Genomic DNA, 20,677 nt, shown 5'->3' on the forward strand with positions numbered 1-20,677 from the left:
GGCAAACAAATCGTCTATTCTCATCACTTGACCGTGCCTTCACGGACGCTTGAGGTGGATGCGAAGAAATCCTCCCCCCCCCCCGAAAAGGCGAACCCTATCCCTCGACGACAGCCTGATTATCCACGGCGACAATCTGCACGCGCTCAAAGCACTGATGCCGCGCTATGCAGGGAAAGTGAACTGCATTTACATTGACCCGCCGTATAACACCGGCAATGAAAAATGGATTTACAACGACAATGTGAACAGCCCGATGATGAAGGAGTGGCTGAAGGGTAAAAGCCCGGTGGACGGTGAAGACCTGGAGCGGCACGACAAATGGCTGTGCATGATGTGGCCGAGATTGCAGTTGTTAAGAGAACTGCTGGCTGAGGACGGCGTGATTTTTATCTCCATTGATGACAATGAACAGCATCGGTTGCGGATGATGATGGACGAGATTTTTGGGGAGGAGAATTTTGTGGGAAATATAGGGTGGGAATCTAAAACAAAAACACAAAATACAAAAGATTCTTTCAACAAGTTACAACCTAAAATAGAACATATTTTATGTTACGCAAAACGTCCTAAAATGCGCTTTAATCTTGTTCCCCTTGATGAAAAGGAATATCCAGAAAAAGATAAAAACGGTGAATTTCGCTATATTTTGATTGAGCAAATGAGTGCGTTAGGAATCCGTTCGCGCGATAGTATGGTGTTCCCTATATTGGGAGTTAATCCACAGCGGAATAATCAGTGGAAAATTGGAATCAAAAAGGTCGAAAAATTTCAAGAGCGAGGCGACCTCTTGAAAAAGGAAGGAAAACCCTATCTCAAAATCAGACCTGATGACGAGCGAACAGAGATAACCAAACCCTTTTGGGCTTTTTTCTCAAAAGAAAAGGGCACGACTGAAAATGCAAAGATGGAACTGTCGGATATTTTGGAATCTCGTTTGCATGGCTTTGAAACAGTTAAGCCTGTCGATATCATAAAACAACTTCTCTTTCATGCTACAAATCATGGATCTATCATCCTTGACTCCTTCGCCGGCTCAGGCACCACTGCCCATGCGGTTCTTGCTCTGAACAAAGAAGACAACGGCAATCGCAAATTCATCCTTGTGGAATGCGAAAACTACACCGACAAAATCACTGCCGAGCGTGTCCGCCGCGTGATCAAAGGCGTTAAGAAATCAAAAGACGCAAACCTGAAAAACGGATTGGGCGGCAGTTTCACCTACTGCACCCTGGGCGATGAAATGAGTGTTGAGAATATGCTCATCGGCAAGAAACTCCCGGATTACGACACCCTGGCGCGCCATATTTTCTGGACCGCCACCGGACAATCGCCGAAGCGAATAAACCCGAAAACACGACGCGGCAAAGACGGCTTTTTTTGTGAAACCAAAGACCGAATGTTTTACTTAATCTACGAACCGACACTGCCCTTCTGCGCAGCGCCGACTCCGCCCTGAACAACGACCGCGCCCAACGCATCGCCAAACAGGCAAAGGCAAAAAAGAAAACCGCTGTTGTATTCGCCACCCACAAGTTCATGGGGCAGAAGGAATTGACGGGGATGGGGATAACATTTTGCGGGTTGCCATATGGGATATTCTAATAAACGACGGTGGGCAAGCGAATGTGTAGGTTGGGGTGAGGAACGAACCCCAACAAATTTGCCGTCATGCCGACAATAAAAACCGAAAGAACCCAATGAACTATAGACGGACAGAAATAAAAGGCGGCAGCTATTTTTTCACAGTCAACCTGGCCGACCGAAAAAAAACATTATTGGTCGATGAAATTGACAAGTTTCGTGTTGTCTTAAACAGCGTTAAGCAACAACACCCCTTTATACTGGACGCCATGGTGATATTGCCGAATCATCTCCATGCGCTTATGACTTTGCCCGATGAATATGCGGATTATGCCACACGATGGATGTTAATTAAATCCGGTTTTTCGCGGGCATTGCCCCAAACGGAATCAATCAATCAAAGCAGGAGAAGAAAGGGGGAACGCGGTATTTGGCAAAGACGCTATTGGGAGCATTTAATCCGAGATGCCCATGATTACGAAAACCATGTTGACTACATTCACTACAATCCAGTGAAACATGGACATGTAGATCAGGCGGTGGAGTGGCCATATTCAACCATTCATCAATATATTTCTAATGGTATATTAACCCCGGATTGGGGATGTGAAAATGATGCCAAAAAGGATGTTGTGTCTTTTGGAGAGCCGGCGTGAATTGTTGGGGTTCGTGCCTCACCCCAACCTACTGATATGCAACTCAAAACCTGCCAACAAAACGCTCTCAACAGCGACCGCGCCGAACGCATTGCCAAACAAGCCACAGCAAAAAAGAAAACCGCTGTTGTATTCGCCACCCACAAGTTCATGGGGCAGAAGGAATTGACGGACATGGGAATCGTGTTTTGCGGCTTGCCGTATGCCATGTTAGGTGGATAAATTAAGCATCCTCGCCGAAATTTTAACAAACAACGATGATCAAGCAGTACTACAATCAACACAAGTATCTATAGACAATATGTCAGGAGGTAATCATGGCCAATATACTTACTAAATCACAGGCAGAGTTAGATCGGGTTAACGGTTTGCTGAATAAAAATCTACCCTCTTACAGGCAGGCATATAGCGACAGAACCGCGTGGCTGATGGCGTGCTTGTCGGAGTTGGCTTATATCAGATTCAACCCACTACTTCCACATGGCAAACATGTTGATTGGTTTCGCATAAAAGCATTAGAAATTCTCGGTGCAGACAAAAAATCATCGTTGACTACCCTGATTGATATGTTCGCATACGATCATGATGAAGAGAAAAAACAACTTGAGAAGGAATTAACGAAATTGAAAATTGAACTCGTTAAAACTTTCGATAATAACGGTACTCAGGCGATATTGATATCCAGCAGTGGGAAATTTATAACATTAGCATTTCGAGGCACGGAGAAAACCGAAATGAAAGATATTAAGACCGATGCAAATGTAGCAACTACTTTATGCGAGAGTGGCGGGAAGATCCATTCAGGTTTTAATGTCGCTTTTGACGAGGTTGCTTTAGATATTCAGGAGGCCTTGAACGAACCTGATTTTTCTGATTTGCCGTTGTTTATAACTGGGCACAGTCTAGGTGGTGCTTTGGCAACTATCGCAACAAAAAAACTGTCGCACAACGGTGGCATTGCTGCATGCTATACCTTTGGGTCGCCGAGAGTAGGTAACGATGTATGGGTAGAGTCTATCAAAAGTCCTATTTTTAGAGTGGTGAACGCGGCTGACTGTGTAACTATGCTACCACTAGCAGGATCGATTATTCGCGCAATTGCATGGGTATTAAGAATGATTGCCAAAATGCAAATTCCTTTACTCTCACTAGTTTGTGATACAGGGGCGCAGAAACTATCGTTAAAATTCGGGGGTTATTTACATTGTGGGGATATGCGCTATTTGACAAATTGCCCTAAAGGAAATTATGCAAATGTCAAACTGTTACCCGCAGTAAGTTTCTTTTATAGAATAAAAACTTTTAAGCACAAGATATTTATGAGAAAATTTCTAGCGGATCATTCCATAAGCATATACAGAAAGAAATTAATGGTTATTGCTACAAGACGAAACCCATAGGCTGAATGCAACTCAAAAACTACCAGCAAACCGCCCTTGAGCAGTTAGACCGCTGGCTTGATGCGCTAAAAGAAGCCCGGCTGAAAGGTGAAAAAGCGAGGAAAGTACTTGCGAAATCGGGAATTGATACTCCCGAAGAACTGAAAAACTATCCCCTATCGGCATGGAAAAGTCTGCAAGAGCAAGGCGTTCTGCCCGGCATTCCGCAAGACGGAAAGATTGAACCCTCCGAATACATTTCCCGCACCGCCACATCTGGCGAGCCAATCCCGCATGTTTGCCTGAAAATCCCGACCGGCGGCGGCAAGACGCTGTTGGGGGTGGCCGCGCTTGAGCGCATCAAGCAGGACACCGGGTTTGTTTTGTGGATTGTGCCGACCAGGGCGATTTATGGGCAGACCATTGCGGCTTTTCGAACCCGTGAACATCCCTACCGGCAGATGCTTGAGCGGATTTCCGGCGGCAAGGTGAAACTGCTGCAGAAAAACGACCGTTTCACCAAGCAGGATATTGAAAGCCAACTGTGCGTGATGATGCTGATGCTGCCATCCGCTAACCGGCAAAAGAACAAGGATTTCCTCAAGATATTCCGGGACAGCGGCGGATATACGTCATTTTTCCCGGAACAGGATGATTCGACCGCAAATAAAATACTTTCAGAACAACATCCCGATCTGGAAAAAAACAACAGCGGCAGCTCGGTGAAGCAAAGCCTGATCAATGTGCTCAAACTGGTCCGTCCCACGGTAATTCTGGATGAAGCCCACAAAGCATATGGGAAAAATGACGATAACAACAAACAATTTGTAAAGTCCGTTAACCGGCTCAATCCCCGCTTTGTGCTGGAACTGTCGGCCACGCCGAAAACCCGCATAAGCAACATTCTTGTGAATATCAGCGGCACCGAACTGCAAGCCGAGGAAATGATTAAACTGCCGATTGAGATTCACAGTTTCAGCAATTCCGACTGGAAACATACGCTTGCCGAGACGCAGAACAAGTTAAACCAACTTGAAAATGAGACGCGGAAATTAAAACAAAGAGAAAACCGCTATGTCCGCCCGATCGCTTTGGTGCGGGTGCAACGGACCGGCAAAGACCAAAGGGCGAGGGGATATATTCATTCCGACGATGCGCGGGAATACTTGATACAAAATCTTTCCGTTCCGCAAAATCAGATTAGGATTCAGTCAGCGGAACACAAGGAACTTGAGGGTGAGGATTTGCTAAGCGAGGCGAGTTCGGTTCGCTGGATTATCACCAAAGATGCGCTCAAAGAAGGCTGGGACTGCTCGTTTGCGTATATTCTGGCGCTGCTGGACAACACCACGGCGACCACGGCGATGACGCAAATGGTCGGGCGGGTGATGCGGCAGCCGCACGCGCGCAACATTGAGAAGAGCAACGCCCTGAACCGATGCTTTATCTACTGTTACAACAAGGATGTGGGCGAGGCGGTTGAAGGTGTGAAGGCCGGACTGGAAAAAGAGGGGCTTACCGGACTTGGCGACTCGATTCGCGGACACGGCGACAACGGCGCGCCTGAGAAAATAACCGTCAAACGCCGCGGCAAATACAAAAGGTTGAAAATCTTTCTCCCGCAGGTGTTGCACAAACAAGGGATGAGGTGGCGCACGATTGATTATGACCGCGATATTTTGAGTGCGGTGAACTGGGGCAAAATTGATGGCGGCGCGGCGGTTAAACTGGACGACAAAGACATCACCCGGGAAATCAAAACCACGCTTGATATTCAGGGACAAGGCGAGGTTTCGGAAGAAAGCCTTGATACCGGAGAAAGTTTGAGCCTGGATTATTTTGTCCGGCGGCTTACCGACATGATTCCGAATCCGTGGCAGGCGGCGCGCGTGGCGGAGAGTTTTATTCAAAAGCACAAAGGCAAAAAACACGAAGAGTCAAAATTGTTGAATAACCGGATTTATCTTTCGGAAAAGTTGAGGCGCCGGGTTAAATGCGACATAGACGGCAAAGCCGAATCTGTGTTCCGCGATAAAGTCGGGCGGAATGAAATCAGGTTTCATCTTGAGACCGATGGATACCTGAACCACAAACTCAAAAACTCGTTTGAGGTGTTTGTTTCCGACCCGGAAAGGTCGCTTCAGGGCGAACATGGCAGGCCGATACAGCAAAGCCTTTTTGACCCTGTTTATGAAAGTGGTTTTAATGGTCTGGAAAAAGATTTTGCGCTGTATCTGGACACAAACAACGCAATATATTGGTGGCACAGAATCGCCGCAAGGCAGGCGTATTCCTTGCAAGGATGGCGGCGGCAGCGGATTTATCCCGACTTTGTGGCTTGCCGCAGAGATAACGGAACACTTCTGATTCTGGAAACAAAGGGCATGCACTTAAAAGGCAACGAGGATACGGATTACAAGAAACAACTCCTTGATACTCTCGAGAAAACCTACTCGACAGCACTTGAAAGAGGCACAATGGAGGTAAAGGAACCCCCACCCCCCGCTCGATTCAGAATGATGTTCGAAGACACATGGAAAGAGAAAATGAATGAATTTGTTTCGGATAATCAATAGCGTGCTTGCTGTGGAACTAGGCTACATCATCAACTACGACATCAAATACCGAATGGGCTTGGCAAAATGAGAGAGGCAGACACCCCCATCGTTGATATGCTGACCTTGCGTCGGGACTTATACTTTGTGATGAGTTTGCTTTTGGCAGATAAAGAGGTGGCAAAAATACCGAATGTGACCGATTGGACAAAGGCTTTCCACGAAAACGAGGTAAGGCGATTGATGCTGTGGGTGGCAACGGCGACGCGTAGTTTGCTGGGGTCGTTTGAAACTAAAGATACCAAAAAGAAAGATATTGAAGAGAAAGTTTGCGGGGAGTATTGGGCAAACTTTCCAAAAGGTGAACAAAAACCGTTGCTATTCAGGCAAGCCTGCAATTCCGCTATCCATGCCACTGGGATTTTTCCTTATAAGATTTCGGAACAGGACTACCGAACTTCACTCCCTTGGCAAGGAAAATCGGGGAGCGGGTCCCGTAAGATTCCAGCGGGATTTGATGCTGACAGGACAGTGGATCAATATAGTGATAGAATCACCATCAGGAGTTTTTCTGGTGGAAAGACAACCCGCGCGCATCTTGATATAATTCGGTTTGTACAGATAACCGACACGCTAATCAACCATTTTGAGGAGGCCGACAATGCCAACCGGTAGAACCATCTATAAATACCATTTCAAGAAAGGCAATAAAATTGTCCACAGGGGCATCACCAACGACATAGACCGGCGCGAAGCGGAGCATCGGAGCGAGCACGGACTGGGCAAAGGTCATATCAAGCAAGTCGGCTTCCGCACCACCAGAGAAGCCGCCCTTGCATGGGAAAAGGAACAGGCGAAAAAACATCCCGGGCAAGTGCGTAAGCAGTAACCTTGGAGTTTCCGCTGCACAAGTCCGCATTTCCCCAAACCTCGCTACTGTAAGGGATTCTTGTGCAAAATCCGCGACTGGATTTGTGCAGCTACCGGGGATGGCAATAAAAGATATGAAACTTCAAGTTGCCGATATTGACGCCAATCCCCGCGCGAAACGTCGAAAACCGAAGCGGCGACAGACAGTGCCTTTCAACGTTTCCAGCTTATAAGCGGATAACAATCTTTCTTTAATAGGGGGACTGCTCCTTATTGAAAACCCGCATTGATGCCAACTCTACGCTTCCACGGATGGAACGCCGTCGTTTTCGCACTCGGCGCGATGTCGGCATGGCCGAGTGCCGCAAAACCGCTTTCCTGTGCTCGTGCCGTTATCCGGCGGGGCGGTTTGCCGCAACGGTATCCTGCCGATGTCAAGAAAGCGATTGATCGCGGGCGGCTGTTGGTTATCAGCCCTTTTCCCGATTCAGTTCAGCGCATCACCGTCGACACCGCACGCAAGCGAGACGTGGCAAGGTAAGGATTACATCGGCGCCGTACGGTTTTCAACTCGCTGTGCCTTTGCGGGTGCGTCGATACCGCCTGAATATGACAATAGCGACCATGGCAGCCGGCAAATTGTCTTTGTGGCGGTTATTTAAAAAAATCAGTATTTCCCTATTGATTTTTTTTCTTTTGACACTATCATTAGCACTCACCAAAGGCGAGTGCTAATCAAGTTAAGGCGCATGGCCATTGAAAACACTCAACAATCAAGTTTTTATTTCAATTATTTATTAGGAGAAACTAGCGTTATGAATATCCGTCCGCTTCATGATCGTGTCGTCGTACGAAGAGTCAAAGACGAGCGAACCAGCCCAGGTGGTATTGTCATTCCCGATTCCGCCGCCGAGAAACCGATGCAAGGCGAAGTCCTGGCAGTTGGTAACGGCAAAGTGCTGGACAATGGCGATCAACGTGGTCTCGACGTCAAAGTTGGCGACAAAGTGCTGTTTGGAAAATATTCCGGCACCGAAGTCAAAGTTGAAGGCGAAGAAGTGCTTGTGATGCGTGAAGACGACATCATGGGCGTTATCGAAAGCTAATCCATTACAGAACAATTATTACTGAGGACATATTAAGATGGCTGCTAAAGAAGTCGTATTTGGCGAAAGTGCACGCGCACGCATGCTGCGGGGCATCAATACCCTGGCTGACGCCGTAAAAATTACCCTCGGCCCCAAAGGCCGAAACGTTGTACTCGACAAATCATTTGGTGCACCCACCGTGACTAAAGACGGTGTTTCTGTCGCCAAAGAAATCGAATTAAAAGACAAGATCGAAAACATGGGCGCGCAAATGGTTAAAGAAGTTGCTTCTAAAACTTCTGATGTTGCCGGTGACGGTACCACCACCGCCACCGTACTGGCGCAATGTATCGTTCGCGAAGGGATGAAAGCCGTCGCCGCGGGCATGAACCCCATGGATCTGAAACGCGGTATCGACAAAGCGGTTATAGCCGCTGTTGATGGTCTGCAAAAGTTGTCTAAACCTTGCACCGATCATAAAGAAATCGCCCAGGTCGGCACAGTCTCTGCTAATGCGGACACCAGCGTCGGTGATATCATTGCGCAATCAATGGAAAAAGTCGGAAAAGAAGGCGTCATTACCGTTGAAGAAGGCAATACACTGGACAATGAATTGGAAGTTGTGGAAGGTATGCAGTTTGATCGCGGCTACCTGTCGCCTTACTTCATCAATAATCAGGACAGCATGTCGGTTGATCTTGAGTCGCCGTACATTTTGATCTACGACAAGAAAATTTCAAACATCCGTGATTTGCTTCCGATTCTGGAAGGCGTGGCAAAATCAAGCCGCCCATTGATGGTGATCGCTGAAGATGTCGACGGCGAAGCATTGGCTACTCTGGTGGTCAACAACATCCGTGGCATCGTCAAGGTTTGCGCCGTGAAAGCCCCAGGTTTTGGTGATCGTCGCAAAGCCATGTTGCAGGATATTGCGATTCTTACTGGCGGTCAGGTAATCTCCGAGGAAGTCGGCATGAGCCTTGAAAGTGCTACTTTGGAGGATTTGGGTGAAGCGAAACGCATCCAGGTCACCAAAGAAAACACCACCGTTATCGATGGCGCCGGCAGTTCAGACGAAATCGAAGGGCGTGTGAATCAAATTCGTGCGCAAATCGAAGAAGCGACTTCTGATTATGACAAGGAGAAAATGCAGGAGCGTGTTGCTAAGCTCGCTGGCGGTGTTGCGGTAATCAAAGTAGGCGCTGCCACGGAAATTGAAATGAAAGAGAAGAAGGCTCGGGTTGAGGATGCGCTGCATTCGACTCGCGCTGCCGTTGAAGAAGGTGTCGTGCCTGGTGGTGGAACCGCTCTGGTTCGTTGCGTTGGCGAAGTTGCCAAAGTGAAAGGCGAAAACCAGGATCAGGACCTGGGTGTCAAAATCGTCGTTCGATGTCTTGAAGAACCCCTGCGTCAAATCGTAAGCAATGCCGGTGAGGATGCCTCTGTGATTTTGAACGATGTGGCCAAGCACAAAGACAACTACGGTTATAACGCCAGCACGGGCGAATTCGGCAATATGATCGAAATGGGTATTCTTGACCCAACCAAAGTTACCCGAGCCGCACTTCAAAATGCCGGGTCAATTGCTGGATTGCTAATCACCACCGAAGCGATGATCGCAGAAATTCCCAAAGATGAAACCGCACCACCAATGCCTGATATGGGCGGTATGGGCGGTGGTATGGGCGGAATGATGTAACTACCGCTTTCAAAGCACTGGAAAAGGCTCCTTCGGGAGCCTTTTTTATTGACATGGATGTGCTGGCAGACATTTGCTCCCTGGCAATTACGCCTGCATTGCCTCTCTCATTAAACATTCGCCTCAGTGTTTCCAATTCGGTTGCTGTGTTTTCAAGCAATCTAAGGCCAGCCCTTACAGCTTCGCTGGCTGAGCCAAAGCGCCCTCTTTTAAGTTGCCTGCTATAAAGTCTTCAAAGTGTTCGCCCAAAGTAATGCTGGTATTTCTAGCCATTTCTCATTTCCAAAGTACCGATAGATATCTAATTCTGGTATAAACCCTATAACAAGTCATTACAGTGGGCGAGTGTCCATATATCCGCTTTGCCCGCTAAGCCGAAACGACACTAAAGCATCGGTTGCTGTGACCTGCTGCGATTAGACTCGTGGTATAAATACATAACTATTCATGGATGAAATTAAAAGGATTGCTCATGAGGATTGACCGTGGCAAATCGGCAAATAATTGCTCCCGCATTATTTGCACTCACGCCTTCCGTGGCGTTCGGTTGCCGGCCTCACTATATTTACTTGCCTTTTCCGGCGGCGTAATCGGCCATCGTTTTCTCGATGCGTTAATCCCGCTATGGGTAACCCTGGTTACCTTGCTGCTTTGTGCGTTTGTGGCCTATTGGAAAAATTCCGCGCGCTTAGTGCTTCTGTTTGTCCTCGGCGTCGCCTGGACAAATTTCACGGCGACAAACTTGTTGCATACAACGATTGATAGCGCATTGGAAAAGCAAGATGTTGTGGTTAGCGGAAAGATAGTCGGTGTACCTTTGCAAACGCCGCACTATTCGCGATTTGATTTTGTCGTAGACACCCTGACCTGGAAAGACAAAGCCTATGATTCGCCCGGCAAGATAAGATTAAAAGCCTACCACAATGCCGATGTATTCAAGGCGAATCAGGCCTGGCAGTTCACGGTGCGTCTGAAGCGAGCGCGCGGCTATCAAAATCCGGGTAGCCGATTCAATTACGAAACCTATTTATTTGAACACCGAATTCGAGCGACCGGGTATGTTCGCAACGAAGCGTCCAATCGGTTAATTAACCCCGGTCTGAATAAATATTCGATTTCAAAATTCCGGGAGCGCATCAGCACATTTATCCAAACCCGGATGCAGGACGCTCCTCGCCACGGCATATTGACCGCCCTGATTGTTGGCGTGCGCGGTGCGATGAGCGATGCTGATTGGCGCATTTTACAAAATACCGGAACCATCCACCTGGTTGCTATTTCCGGGCTGCATATCGGTTTGGTTTCCGGGCTGGTGATGTGGGTGGTTGCAAGAGTTTGGCGATTGACCGGGCAACTGCAAACCAGAATACCGGCGCAAAATGTTGCGGTGATTTCAGGGTTGGTCGCAGGATGTTGTTACGCCTTGCTGGCGGGGATGACAATCCCCACTCAGCGTGCGGTTGTTATGTTATCCGTAGTCGCGATATCGATGTTGTTAAAAAGAAAACCGGCGCCGTTTGAGTTGTTGATTGTGGCACTGAGTGTCGTTTTGCTGGTCGATCCATTGACTCCGCTGGCTACCGGGTTTTGGCTGTCTTTCTGTGCGGTGGTGGTGATAATTTGTTGTGTGACAAAACTCAATAAAAACACCCGCCACATAAATACTCGACCCGGCAATAAGTATTCACTTCCCGAAAAAACCAGAGGATGGCTGTCAATCCAACTTGGTTTGAGTTTTGGCATGGCGCCACTGTTATTGCTGCTGTTCCATCAATTATCGTTAACCGCCCCGCTGGCAAATTTGGTTGCCATTCCCGTTATTGGCTTCGTCGTGGTGCCTGTGGCATTGTTCGGTTTGTGCCTGTTTGCTTTGGGGTTTTCCGAATGGGCATTGGTGGTATTTGAGTATGTGCTAATTGCAATCGATCATGTTTGGTCGGTTTTACAATTTCTTGCCGACGCGAACTGGTCGGTTTGGCAACCCCCATCGGCGCCCATTTGGGCCTTGATGTTTGCTGCTGTTGGCGCCGCTTTGCTGTTTTTCCGCTCACCGTTTCCGGCAAGATTCACAGCGGTTTTGTGGTTTTTGCCGTTGCTCTTTTTCCAGCCTGAAAAGCCCGGTCACGGCGCATTCAAATACACCATGCTCGAGGTCGGTCATGGCTTGGCCAGCGTAGTGGAAACCCGAAACCATACGCTGGTTTACGATACCGGACCAAAATTCAATGGTGGCATGGATGCGGGTAAAACGGTGGTCGTGCCTTATCTAAAGTCCCGTGGCATCAGCAGTATTGATAAATTGATAATCAGCCATGAACACAGCGATCATGCCGGCGGTTATCGAGCCATCAACAGCGTATTTAATATTGATCATTTTCTTGCCGGAGTGCCTGATAAAATACCTGATAAAATACCTGATAAAATTGACAGTACATTAACTGCGGAAAAATGTCGGGGCGGGCAGAAATGGCTTTGGGATGGGGTTCGCTTCGAAATACTGTGGCCGCTGAACAATGACTTTGCGAAAGGCAATAATGCGTCATGCGTGCTCAAGGTCAGCTCCAAATTCGGCTCGCTGCTTCTGACTGGCGATATAGAAAGTCGAGCGGAAAGAATGCTGGTGGCGAGGTACGGCGACCGGCTCGGCGCCGATATATTGCAGGTGCCACATCAGGGCAGCAAGACCTCATCAACGGCAACATTTTTGAACCGGGTTAAGCCGAAATTAGCGCTATTGAGTAGCGGATACCTAAATCGATTCGGCCACCCTCATAAAGTTATTTCTGAGCGATATGCGTTGCGACAAATTCCCCTGCTCGATACCGCGCACAGCGGTGCGCTCACTATAAATTTCGACCACACCCAACAACAGCCAAACCATCGGCCAAACTATCGAGACGACCTGAACGGATACTGGTTTGAGCCGAAGGGTGCGACAAACAATACGCTATAACGCACCCAGCCGCAGATAAAATTTAAGTTCCTCAAATAACCGCCGGCAACTACCGGCAGTCTACTTGCGCTTAATCGTGCAGATGAATATAATGAATTCCCTTTTATCTCATAATGGGGATAGTATGGAATATTTAAACAATATAATCAGCCAAATCAATGCCTTCGTCTGGGGCATCCGATGCTCGGTATGTTGGGTGTTACCGGGGTTCTATTGATGCTTGGCCTGGTTTTTATGCCGTGGCGTAAAGTCGGTTACGGGTTCAGGTTGCTGTTCGCCAAAGACGATGGCGGCGGCGAGGGTGAAGTCAAGCCATTTAACGCGTTGATGACCGCGCTATCGGCCACCGTCGGCAGATGATCGTTTTATATGTCGGTGCGTCGCTGGTTATTATCCTGATAAACATCGCTGAAGTGCCCGCCGCAATAGGGTTAATTTTCAAATACGCCTTTGAACCGATTGCCGCCGCGGGTGGATTTGCGGGTGCCGCTGTGGCTGCCGCCATTCGTTTCGGCGCGGCGCGCGGTGTATTTTCTAAATAATTATTTTGAATAAGCATGTTCTAGTTACCGGGGGTGCGGGATATATTGGTTCGCATACCGCATTGCACTTGGTTGAATCCGGTTATGATGTGGTGGTGCTGGATAACTTGTATTCCGGTCACCAGTGGGCGCTCCCCGATGGCGCAGAGTTTTATCAGGGAAACATCCACGATCGGGATTTGGTCGGCGAAATAATCCGCAAATGCAACATTGATTCCGTGATTCACTTTGCCGGTCATATTGTAGTCCCTGAGTCTGTGGGAAATCCTGCCAAGTACTACCAAAATAATGTCATCGGGTCGCTCAATCTTATTGATACTTGTATTGCAAAGAACGTAAGCCAATTCGTGTTTTCATCCAGTGCGGCGGTGTATGGCATTCCGGAATTTTGTACGGTGAGCGAAGAGGTTGAACCACAACCGATCAATCCTTACGGTTCGACTAAATTAATTACCGAGTGGACGTTACGCGATTTCTCGGCGGCTGGCCGCAACTCGACCGCACAACCGTTTAACTATGTCGCGTTGCGTTACTTCAATGTTGCCGGCGCTCATATGGGGGGCGGTCTGGGCCAAGCCACACCCGAGGCTACCCATCTAATCAAAGTGGCCTGTCAAACCGCTTGCGGCATGCGACCGCATTTATCGATTTTTGGCGATGATTACCCCACGGCTGACGGCTCGTGCATTCGCGATTATATTCACGTGGATGATTTGGCCGCTGCTCATCTTGATGCATTGTCTTATTTGCATAACGGCGGGGAAAGTACCGTATTGAATTGTGGCTACGGTCACGGATTTAGCGTTAAACAAGTGATTGATTGCGTCAAGACAGTGAGCAACGTGGATTTCGAGGTAAAAATAAAGCCGCGAAGAGCCGGAGATGCACCCGAGCTGATTGCGGATAACAAGAAAATTAAGCGGGTGTTAAACTGGCAGCCGCAGCACAATGATCTTGCAACGATATGCCATTCTGCTTACCTGTGGGAGAAAAAACTGCACGCGGGCAAAATAATTTGATGGCACCTCTTGCCTGTTATCTTTTAAAGAAGCTGGTGCGAGCCAAACTGGAACTCCTGACCCTGAATAACATGATGCTTGTGCCCGATCCATGAATATTATGAAAAAGGGTAAATCCGGACCCAATTTAATGACGGGGCTGATGACACGGTTGTGGCAAAAAGACCTGTCCCTGTGGAGCCAAACCAAATGCAGCGGCAATTCCGGTTCGGATTCCATCTCCAACCGCCTGGGTTGGCTGGATGCGGTTGAATGGATGGAACAACATATTGGCGAGCTCAGTGCCTGGGCACAACAAACCGCTGAGTCCGGCAAATTCGACCAGGTTATTTTATTGGGTATGGGCGGCTCCAGCCTTGCCGCTGAAGTATTTTCAGCGGTGTTTGGCAGTCAATCAGGCTATCTCCAACTATTGGTTGTGGATACCACGTCTCCGGCCCAAATTAATGCGATTGATGTCGATCTTGGGCGGTCGTTGATTATTGTTGCCAGTAAATCCGGCAGCACGGTGGAGACCTCGGATTTATTCGCCTACTTTCATTCCCGGTTGCGTGAATATACAAATTGCCCCGGCGACCACCTGGTAGCCATTACCGATCCGAATTCGCGGCTTCATCAGCAAGCCATTGAAATGGATTTCACAGCAATTTTTCTTAACCCTGCCGACATAGGCGGGCGCTATTCCGCATTAAGCTATTTTGGATTGGTGCCGGCTGCATTAATTGGCGTTAATCTTAATAAGTTATTGACGCAAACTCGGATATTTAGTGCGCGTTGTCGCTCCGACGATGCCAGTAATCCAGTACTTCAATTAGCTAACCTGATGGGCCGCGGGGCCTTGCCAGGAAAAAATATCGTGGAGAAAAATATTTTGGAACTGCGGCTTGCTCGGCCGTTACAATCTTTAGCGGTTTGGATTGAGCAACTGGTTGCGGAAAGCACCGGAAAAAATGCACAAGGCGTGCTACCGGTGTACGCTGAGCCGGGAATCAATGCGCTCAACCCCGGATACAATCGCTCCGAGCATCGGTTCAAGCATCGATCCAGTGTGTATATTGGGCTTGGCGGCAAGCAAAAGGAGGACAATATAAATGCAGGAATCGCTACAAAGCCTCCGCTCCGGAATACAGACCGAGGGGCAAGTATGCAGTGGCAACTGGGTGATCGATACGACCTTGGGGGAGAATTTCTTCGCTGGGAAATGGCCACAGCGCTTGCTGCCAGCATCATGGATATCAACCCATTCGATCAGCCTGATGTGGAACAAGCGAAGCAACAGACTCAAGCATTTGTAGCGGGTCGAGAATCACACACGTTCAGTAGATTATTTGAAAACCGGAACTATACGGTGTACGCGAATTCTATGGCCGGCCAGGACCATACCGTAACCACGGCACAAGCGGTATTCGACCGGTTTCGGGAAATTTCCGAGGGCGCGTTGTATTTGGCAATGCTTGCGTATCTTCCGAGTTTTCACGATGTTAATGACCGACTACAAGCGCTCCGCAGTGGGTTGGCGCAACGCTTTGCATTGACCACAACATTGGGTTACGGCCCGCGTTATTTGCACTCTACCGGGCAGTTGCACAAAGGCGGGCCTGCCAGCGGATGTTTTATCCAGATTACCGAGCAGTGCATGGAGCAAATTAAAATCCCGATGCGTCAATATGGTTTCGCCGATTTGCACCGTGCCCAGGCAGATGGGGATTACGTTGTTTTGGAAAGAAAAGGTCGTCCATTAATGCGGATAACATTAAAAGGCGATAGACTTGGCGCCTTGGACAATCTGGTGGCACAAATCCCAACACAAATCTGATGGGGTTGTTGGCGGTTATCATTGCTAACCCATGCCATAACGCTGACAAAAATATAGCGATAATTATATCGCCACAAATAATATGGTTACATTTCAACAGCTTATAATGACATTGCAGCAATACTGGGCCGATCAAGGCTGTGTCATTCTGCAGCCATATGATATGCAGATGGGTGCGGGAACATTTCATCCGGCAACGTTTTTGGGCGCCATAGGCCCGGAACCGGTGCAAGCGGCTTATGTTCAACCGTCGCGTCGTCCCACAGACGGTCGTTATGGTGAAAACCCCAATCGTCTGCAACACTATTTCCAGTTTCAGGTGGTCCTGAAACCATCCCCGGAAAATTTCCAGGACTTGTATCTTGGCTCTCTGTCCAGCCTTGGGCTGGACATGTTGAAGGACGACGTGCGATTTGTGGAAGATGATTGGGAGTCACCGACTTTGGGTGCCTGGGGTCTGGGATGGGAAATCTGGATAAACGGCATGGAGGTTTCCCAATTCACTTATTTCCAACAAGTGGGCGGTTTGGATTGCAAGCCCGTTACCGGTGAAATCACCTATGGTCTGGAGCGCATCGCCATGTATTTACAATGCCTGGATTCGTTGTTTGATTTAGTTTGGTGCGAGGGTTCAAATAGCGCCACAGCTGGATACAGTTATGGTGATCTTTACTTGCAAAATGAGGTGCAGCAGTCGATTTATAATTTTGAATGTTCAGGTATCCCGCAGCTTTTTGATCAATTCAATGCGGCGGAAGCCATGGCACTAAGATTATTGGAAAAGGAATTGCCCTTGCCCGCATATGAACAAATGCTGACCGCTTCCCATGCCTTTAATTTACTGGATGCTCGGCATGCCATTGGCGTGACCGAGCGCGCCCGATATATTGGGCGGGTGCGTAATTTAGCACGGGCTGTGGCCCGGAGCTATTACCAAGCTCGGGAAAAATTAGGGTTTCCCGGCAATATCAAAACCGCGACTCGTCGATTTCGGCGGAGAACTCAATGGAGAACTAAATAGTGGCGCAATTGAGAAAATCGGCGAGAAAATCGGCGAGAAAATCGGCAGGCAGGCGGAAAAACCTGTTAATTGAACTAGGCACAGAAGAGTTGCCACCTAAAGCGTTAAAAAATCTGGCGCAGTCGTTTGCACAAAATTTCTTCGATGGTTTAGTCATGTCCGGGGTAGCCGAGAATAAACCGAATCAGTACAAATACTATGCCACGCCCCGAAGGCTTGCGGTATGGGTCAAAGGCGTTTCCCCAAAACAGCCTGACCAGATTGAACAGCGAACAGGCCCGACCGTAGCGGCGGCATTTGACCATCAGGGCAATCCGACTGCCGCTGCGCAAGGGTTCGCAAAATCCTGTGATGTGCCTGTTTCGCGATTGAAAAAACGTGTTTCCGATAAAGGGGCGTGGCTGGTTTTTGAAAACAAGGTAAAAGGCAAAAACTTAAATGTGCTGGTTACTCAATGCTTGAATGACAGCATAAAAGCGTTGCCCATTCCCAAACGAATGCGCTGGGGAAATAACGATGTGGAGTTTGTCAGGCCGGTACATTGGTTGCTGGCATTGTACGGCAGTGATTTGATTCGAACCGAAGCGTTGGGACTAAAAGCCAATCGTTTCACCAGAGGGCATCGGTTTCATTGCTCTGGAACATTAAAGATACCTTCGGCTGATCGGTATCTTAATACATTAAAGCTAAATGGATTTGTAATCGCCGACTACCAGACTCGTCAATTGATGATCGTTAAGCAGATCACTCGCCTGGCAAAAAAAGCCAATGCCCAAGCGGTAATCGGTCAAAATTTACTTGACCAGGTTACCGGTTTGGTTGAATGGCCGATGGCATCTTTGGGAGAATTTGACCAGAAATATTTAAAATTGCCCAAGGAAGTTTTGGTCGCAACGATGGTCGATCATCAAAAGTATTTTCATATTACCAATCAGAAAGGAAAGCTTATGCCGTTGTTTGTTTCGGTCAGCAATATCAAAAGCAAGACGCCAAAACGGGTACGCCAGGGTAATGAGCGCGTACTTCGCGCTCGGTTAGCTGATGCCGAATTTTTCTGGAATACCGACCAGAAAGTTAAATTGCATGATCGGGTTGATTCATTGAAAGGCGTTTTGTTTCATCATCAACTTGGCTCAATTTACGACAAAACAATCCGTGTAGGAAGGTTAGCGGGCGTGATTGCAACAAAACTCAACATCGATAAAAAAGGCGTACAGCGTGCTGCCAGACTGTGCAAGGCCGACCTGGTGACCGACCTGGTGGGTGAATTTCCTCAACTGCAAGGCACCATTGGCAAGTATTATGCGACCAAACAAGGCGAGGACAAGCACGTTGCCGATGCCATTGATGGTCACTACAAGCCGAGGTACGCGAACGATAAATTGCCGTCGACTCCTTTGGCGCAATGTGTCGCGCTGGCAGACCGGATTGATTCGCTGATGGGCATATTTGCGGCTGCCGAAGCGCCGACCGGAGACAAGGATCCGTTTGCCCTGCGCCGCGCCGCGTTAGGCGTGTTGCGAATAATCATCGAAAGAAAACTTGACCTGGACTTATTTGAATTGCTTTCTCGGGCAATGAAGCAGTATGTCAATTCCGATCTAAAAAATATTGATACCAGTAACGCGGTGATTGACCAGGTATTCGAATTCACCAGCGAGCGACTGAAAGGATATTTTCAGGCACAAGGTTTCAGTGCCGAGGAAATCGCTTCGGTGCAGGCTTGCAAACCGACCAAGCCCCTCGACTTCGCAAATCGATTGCAGGCAGTGAGTCATTTTTTCAGCAAGCGGCGTGCCGCCGCTGAATCTTTGGCTTCGGCCAATAAACGAATCGCAAATATTTTAACCCAGGCTAATCTGGATAACGATATTAAGTTTAACAACAAACTAATGACAGCCCATGCGGAAAGACAATTAGCGACGGGCGTCGAAACAATCAGCAAGGAAGTCAAGGGATACTTTATTACTAATCAATACGACAAGGGTTTCGACAAGTTGTCTGCGTTAAAAGCCCCGGTTGATAAATTTTTTGATGAGGTAATGGTAATGCATGATGACCCGGCGATTAAAAATAATAGATTGGCATTGCTGATCAAAATTCGCCAATTATTTTTGGGCGTAGCGGATATTTCCCGCATTCGGATTGAGACCGGAAATATTCAGGGAGACTGCAATGGAGAATAGCAGATTAATTATTCTGGATCGGGATGGGGTAATCAATCACAATTCGGATGATTATATAAAGTCTCCGGAAGAATGGGTTGCGATTCCCGGCAGTTTGGAAGCGATTTCCCGACTTTGTCGGGAAGACTATCGAGTAGTGGTAATTACCAACCAATCCGGGATTTCCAGAGGTCTGTATACGATCAATACGTTGAATAAAATTCACCAAAAGATGATCGACGAATTGCGCCATAGCGGCGGGGAAATCGGCGCAATATTTTTCTGCCCGCATCGTGCCGACGATCAGTGCGAATGCAGGAAACCTAAACCGGGAATGTTTCTTGAATTATCAAAACGGCTGAAATACAGCCTAAAAGATGTTTACGCGGTCGGTGATTCGGTGCGTGATTTACAGGCCGCCGCCACCGCCGGAGCGATGCCGGTACTGGTCGAAACCGGGAGCGGGTTAGGTAGTATCGAAGAGATTTCTAAGTATGACTATGGACCCGCCATTGCCACTGTACCGAGGTTTAAGGATTTGAGTCGCTTTGTCGATAATTTGTTAAGCGCGCAGTGTTGATTATTGCTGCCGTAATTCTTTATGCTGTATTTGCGTTCACTGCTTTATCTCACCGGCCAGATCATAACGACTGTGATTGTCAGTCTGATCGCTATTTGTTGTTTCTTTTTACCGTCGTTGACCCGCGCAAAAGTAATTTCGATTTGGGCGCGCTTTAACATCTGGACATTGCGAATGTTGTGCGGCATCAGTTACCGGGTAACCGGCGCGGAAAACATCCCCCGCCAACCGTCCATCGTAATTTCAAACCATCAGTCTGCCTGGGAAACGCTTTGCTTCCAACTCATTTTTCCGGCCCAATCATATTTGTTAAAAAAGCAATTGCTGTGGCTGCCATTTTTTGGATGGGGATTGGCGATGAATCGACCTATCGCTATCGATCGTTCAAAAAAAACCAAGGCGTTGGATTATTTGATCAAACAGGGAATAGTTCGTTTAAACGAAGGACGCTGGTTGGTTATTTTTCCGGAAGGCACGCGAATGGAGCCTGGAAAACCAGGTAAATTTCAGGTTGGCGGTGCGATGATTGCGGCCAAATCCGGGCGTCCGATTGTTCCTGTAGCCCACAATGCCGGGTTATTTTGGTCTAAGAATGGCTTCCTCAAATACCCCGGAGTGGTGGATGTGATTATCGGGCCGATGATGGAAACTCGTGGCAGAAAACCCCGGGAAATTAATCGGGAGGTTGAAGCCTGGATTTACGCAAATCTGAAAAAATTGCCAAGTGGTCGGACGGGCAGTCGGTAGTCT

The 20,677-nt window shown here is 48.1% G+C and carries 17 protein-coding genes and 2 pseudogenes; 18 read left to right on the forward strand and 1 reads right to left on the reverse strand.

Features of this window, described 5'->3' with window-relative positions; translation table 11 throughout:
• The first annotated feature begins 58 nt into the window (after nt 1–58).
• The 10 genes from ACPXXB_RS10490 to groL all read left to right on the forward strand — a co-directional run bounded on the left by ACPXXB_RS10490 (nt 59) and on the right by groL (nt 9,831).
• The gene (locus ACPXXB_RS10490) at nt 59–1,459 is read left to right on the forward strand and encodes a site-specific DNA-methyltransferase (protein WP_423907249.1); all 1,401 of its coding nucleotides are present in this window, start codon (nt 59–61) and stop codon (nt 1,457–1,459) included.
• A 241-nt stretch (nt 1,460–1,700) separates the two neighbouring features.
• Nucleotides 1,701–2,240, forward strand: coding sequence for an REP-associated tyrosine transposase (locus ACPXXB_RS10495; RefSeq protein ID WP_423907251.1), 540 nt, complete (start codon nt 1,701–1,703; stop codon nt 2,238–2,240).
• A gap of 36 nt (nt 2,241–2,276) precedes the next feature.
• A complete protein-coding gene (locus ACPXXB_RS10500) occupies nt 2,277–2,462 on the forward strand; it encodes a hypothetical protein (RefSeq protein ID WP_423907253.1) in 186 nt (61 codons plus the stop codon).
• A 95-nt stretch (nt 2,463–2,557) separates the two neighbouring features.
• On the forward strand, nt 2,558–3,640 hold the full coding sequence (locus ACPXXB_RS10505; RefSeq protein ID WP_423907255.1) for a lipase family protein: 1,083 nt from the start codon (nt 2,558–2,560) through the stop codon (nt 3,638–3,640).
• A gap of 5 nt (nt 3,641–3,645) precedes the next feature.
• Nucleotides 3,646–6,195 (forward strand): DEAD/DEAH box helicase, encoded by a 2,550-nt coding sequence (locus ACPXXB_RS10510; RefSeq protein WP_423907257.1) that lies wholly within the window; start codon nt 3,646–3,648, stop codon nt 6,193–6,195.
• A 66-nt stretch (nt 6,196–6,261) separates the two neighbouring features.
• Nucleotides 6,262–6,849 carry a hypothetical protein gene (locus ACPXXB_RS10515; RefSeq protein ID WP_423907258.1) on the forward strand — a complete coding sequence of 196 codons (588 nt, stop codon included), beginning with the start codon at nt 6,262–6,264 and terminating at the stop codon, nt 6,847–6,849.
• Nucleotides 6,836–7,063 carry a GIY-YIG nuclease family protein gene (locus ACPXXB_RS10520; protein ID WP_423907260.1) on the forward strand — a complete coding sequence of 76 codons (228 nt, stop codon included), beginning with the start codon at nt 6,836–6,838 and terminating at the stop codon, nt 7,061–7,063. Before ACPXXB_RS10515 ends, ACPXXB_RS10520 begins: the two co-directional genes overlap by 14 nt.
• A 270-nt stretch (nt 7,064–7,333) precedes the next feature.
• On the forward strand, nt 7,334–7,585 hold the full coding sequence (locus ACPXXB_RS10525; protein WP_423907261.1) for a hypothetical protein: 252 nt from the start codon (nt 7,334–7,336) through the stop codon (nt 7,583–7,585).
• A 274-nt stretch (nt 7,586–7,859) separates the two neighbouring features.
• On the forward strand, nt 7,860–8,150 hold the full coding sequence (gene groES / locus ACPXXB_RS10530; RefSeq protein WP_423911128.1) for a co-chaperone GroES: 291 nt from the start codon (nt 7,860–7,862) through the stop codon (nt 8,148–8,150).
• Nucleotides 8,151–8,187: 37 nt separating this feature from the next.
• Nucleotides 8,188–9,831, forward strand: a complete 1,644-nt coding sequence (groL, locus tag ACPXXB_RS10535) for a chaperonin GroEL (protein ID WP_423907263.1) — start codon at nt 8,188–8,190, stop codon at nt 9,829–9,831.
• Between the two features lie 91 nt (nt 9,832–9,922).
• On the opposite strand, the pseudogene ACPXXB_RS10540 reads toward groL, so the two are convergent.
• Nucleotides 9,923–10,104, reverse strand: a pseudogene (locus tag ACPXXB_RS10540) (type II toxin-antitoxin system ParD family antitoxin); the annotation flags it as partial.
• A gap of 199 nt (nt 10,105–10,303) precedes the next feature.
• Here ACPXXB_RS10540 and ACPXXB_RS10545 point away from each other — a divergent pair.
• The 8 genes and pseudogenes from ACPXXB_RS10545 (at nt 10,304) to ACPXXB_RS10580 (ending at nt 20,674) form a co-directional block, all read left to right on the forward strand.
• Nucleotides 10,304–12,784: a DNA internalization-related competence protein ComEC/Rec2 gene (locus tag ACPXXB_RS10545; RefSeq protein ID WP_423907265.1), complete on the forward strand. Its 2,481-nt coding sequence runs from the start codon at nt 10,304–10,306 to the stop codon at nt 12,782–12,784.
• A gap of 124 nt (nt 12,785–12,908) precedes the next feature.
• Nucleotides 12,909–13,320, forward strand: a pseudogene (locus tag ACPXXB_RS10550) (alanine:cation symporter family protein); the annotation flags it as partial.
• A gap of 11 nt (nt 13,321–13,331) precedes the next feature.
• A complete protein-coding gene (gene galE / locus ACPXXB_RS10555) occupies nt 13,332–14,345 on the forward strand; it encodes a UDP-glucose 4-epimerase GalE (RefSeq protein ID WP_423907267.1) in 1,014 nt (337 codons plus the stop codon).
• 130 nt (nt 14,346–14,475) lie between these two features.
• Complete coding sequence (locus ACPXXB_RS10560) at nt 14,476–16,161, forward strand: hypothetical protein (protein ID WP_423907269.1); 1,686 nt, start codon at nt 14,476–14,478, stop codon at nt 16,159–16,161.
• 82 nt (nt 16,162–16,243) lie between these two features.
• Nucleotides 16,244–17,182: a glycine--tRNA ligase subunit alpha gene (gene glyQ / locus ACPXXB_RS10565; protein ID WP_423907270.1), complete on the forward strand. Its 939-nt coding sequence runs from the start codon at nt 16,244–16,246 to the stop codon at nt 17,180–17,182.
• Nucleotides 17,182–19,368: a glycine--tRNA ligase subunit beta gene (gene glyS / locus ACPXXB_RS10570; RefSeq protein WP_423907272.1), complete on the forward strand. Its 2,187-nt coding sequence runs from the start codon at nt 17,182–17,184 to the stop codon at nt 19,366–19,368. Before glyQ ends, glyS begins: the two co-directional genes overlap by 1 nt.
• A complete protein-coding gene (gmhB, locus tag ACPXXB_RS10575; RefSeq protein WP_423907274.1) occupies nt 19,358–19,927 on the forward strand; it encodes a D-glycero-beta-D-manno-heptose 1,7-bisphosphate 7-phosphatase in 570 nt (189 codons plus the stop codon). Before glyS ends, gmhB begins: the two co-directional genes overlap by 11 nt.
• Nucleotides 19,928–19,948: 21 nt before the next feature.
• Nucleotides 19,949–20,674 (forward strand): lysophospholipid acyltransferase family protein, encoded by a 726-nt coding sequence (locus tag ACPXXB_RS10580; RefSeq protein WP_423907276.1) that lies wholly within the window; start codon nt 19,949–19,951, stop codon nt 20,672–20,674.
• Nucleotides 20,675–20,677: the final 3 nt, after the last annotated feature.

The organism is Candidatus Spongiihabitans sp., assembly GCF_965237845.1.
GTDB lineage: Bacteria > Pseudomonadota > Gammaproteobacteria > Arenicellales > Poriferihabitantaceae > Spongiihabitans.

Bases quoted from the DNA above. Each gene is read 5' to 3' on its own strand.
- ACPXXB_RS10510 (WP_423907257.1), top strand. From the start codon at position 3,646: ATGCAACTCAAAAACTACCAGCAAACCGCCCTTGAGCAGTTAGACCGC.
- groES (WP_423911128.1), top strand. From the start codon at position 7,860: ATGAATATCCGTCCGCTTCATGATCGTGTCGTCGTACGAAGAGTCAAA.
- ACPXXB_RS10545 (WP_423907265.1), top strand. From the start codon at position 10,304: ATGAGGATTGACCGTGGCAAATCGGCAAATAATTGCTCCCGCATTATT.
- groL (WP_423907263.1), top strand. From the start codon at position 8,188: ATGGCTGCTAAAGAAGTCGTATTTGGCGAAAGTGCACGCGCACGCATG.
- ACPXXB_RS10580 (WP_423907276.1), top strand. From the start codon at position 19,949: ATGCTGTATTTGCGTTCACTGCTTTATCTCACCGGCCAGATCATAACG.
- ACPXXB_RS10560 (WP_423907269.1), top strand. From the start codon at position 14,476: ATGACGGGGCTGATGACACGGTTGTGGCAAAAAGACCTGTCCCTGTGG.
- ACPXXB_RS10505 (WP_423907255.1), top strand. From the start codon at position 2,558: ATGGCCAATATACTTACTAAATCACAGGCAGAGTTAGATCGGGTTAAC.
- ACPXXB_RS10525 (WP_423907261.1), top strand. From the start codon at position 7,334: ATGCCAACTCTACGCTTCCACGGATGGAACGCCGTCGTTTTCGCACTC.
- ACPXXB_RS10495 (WP_423907251.1), top strand. From the start codon at position 1,701: ATGAACTATAGACGGACAGAAATAAAAGGCGGCAGCTATTTTTTCACA.
- ACPXXB_RS10490 (WP_423907249.1), top strand. From the start codon at position 59: ATGCGAAGAAATCCTCCCCCCCCCCCGAAAAGGCGAACCCTATCCCTC.
- ACPXXB_RS10515 (WP_423907258.1), top strand. From the start codon at position 6,262: ATGAGAGAGGCAGACACCCCCATCGTTGATATGCTGACCTTGCGTCGG.
- glyQ (WP_423907270.1), top strand. From the start codon at position 16,244: ATGGTTACATTTCAACAGCTTATAATGACATTGCAGCAATACTGGGCC.
- ACPXXB_RS10520 (WP_423907260.1), top strand. From the start codon at position 6,836: ATGCCAACCGGTAGAACCATCTATAAATACCATTTCAAGAAAGGCAAT.
- gmhB (WP_423907274.1), top strand. From the start codon at position 19,358: ATGGAGAATAGCAGATTAATTATTCTGGATCGGGATGGGGTAATCAAT.
- ACPXXB_RS10500 (WP_423907253.1), top strand. From the start codon at position 2,277: ATGCAACTCAAAACCTGCCAACAAAACGCTCTCAACAGCGACCGCGCC.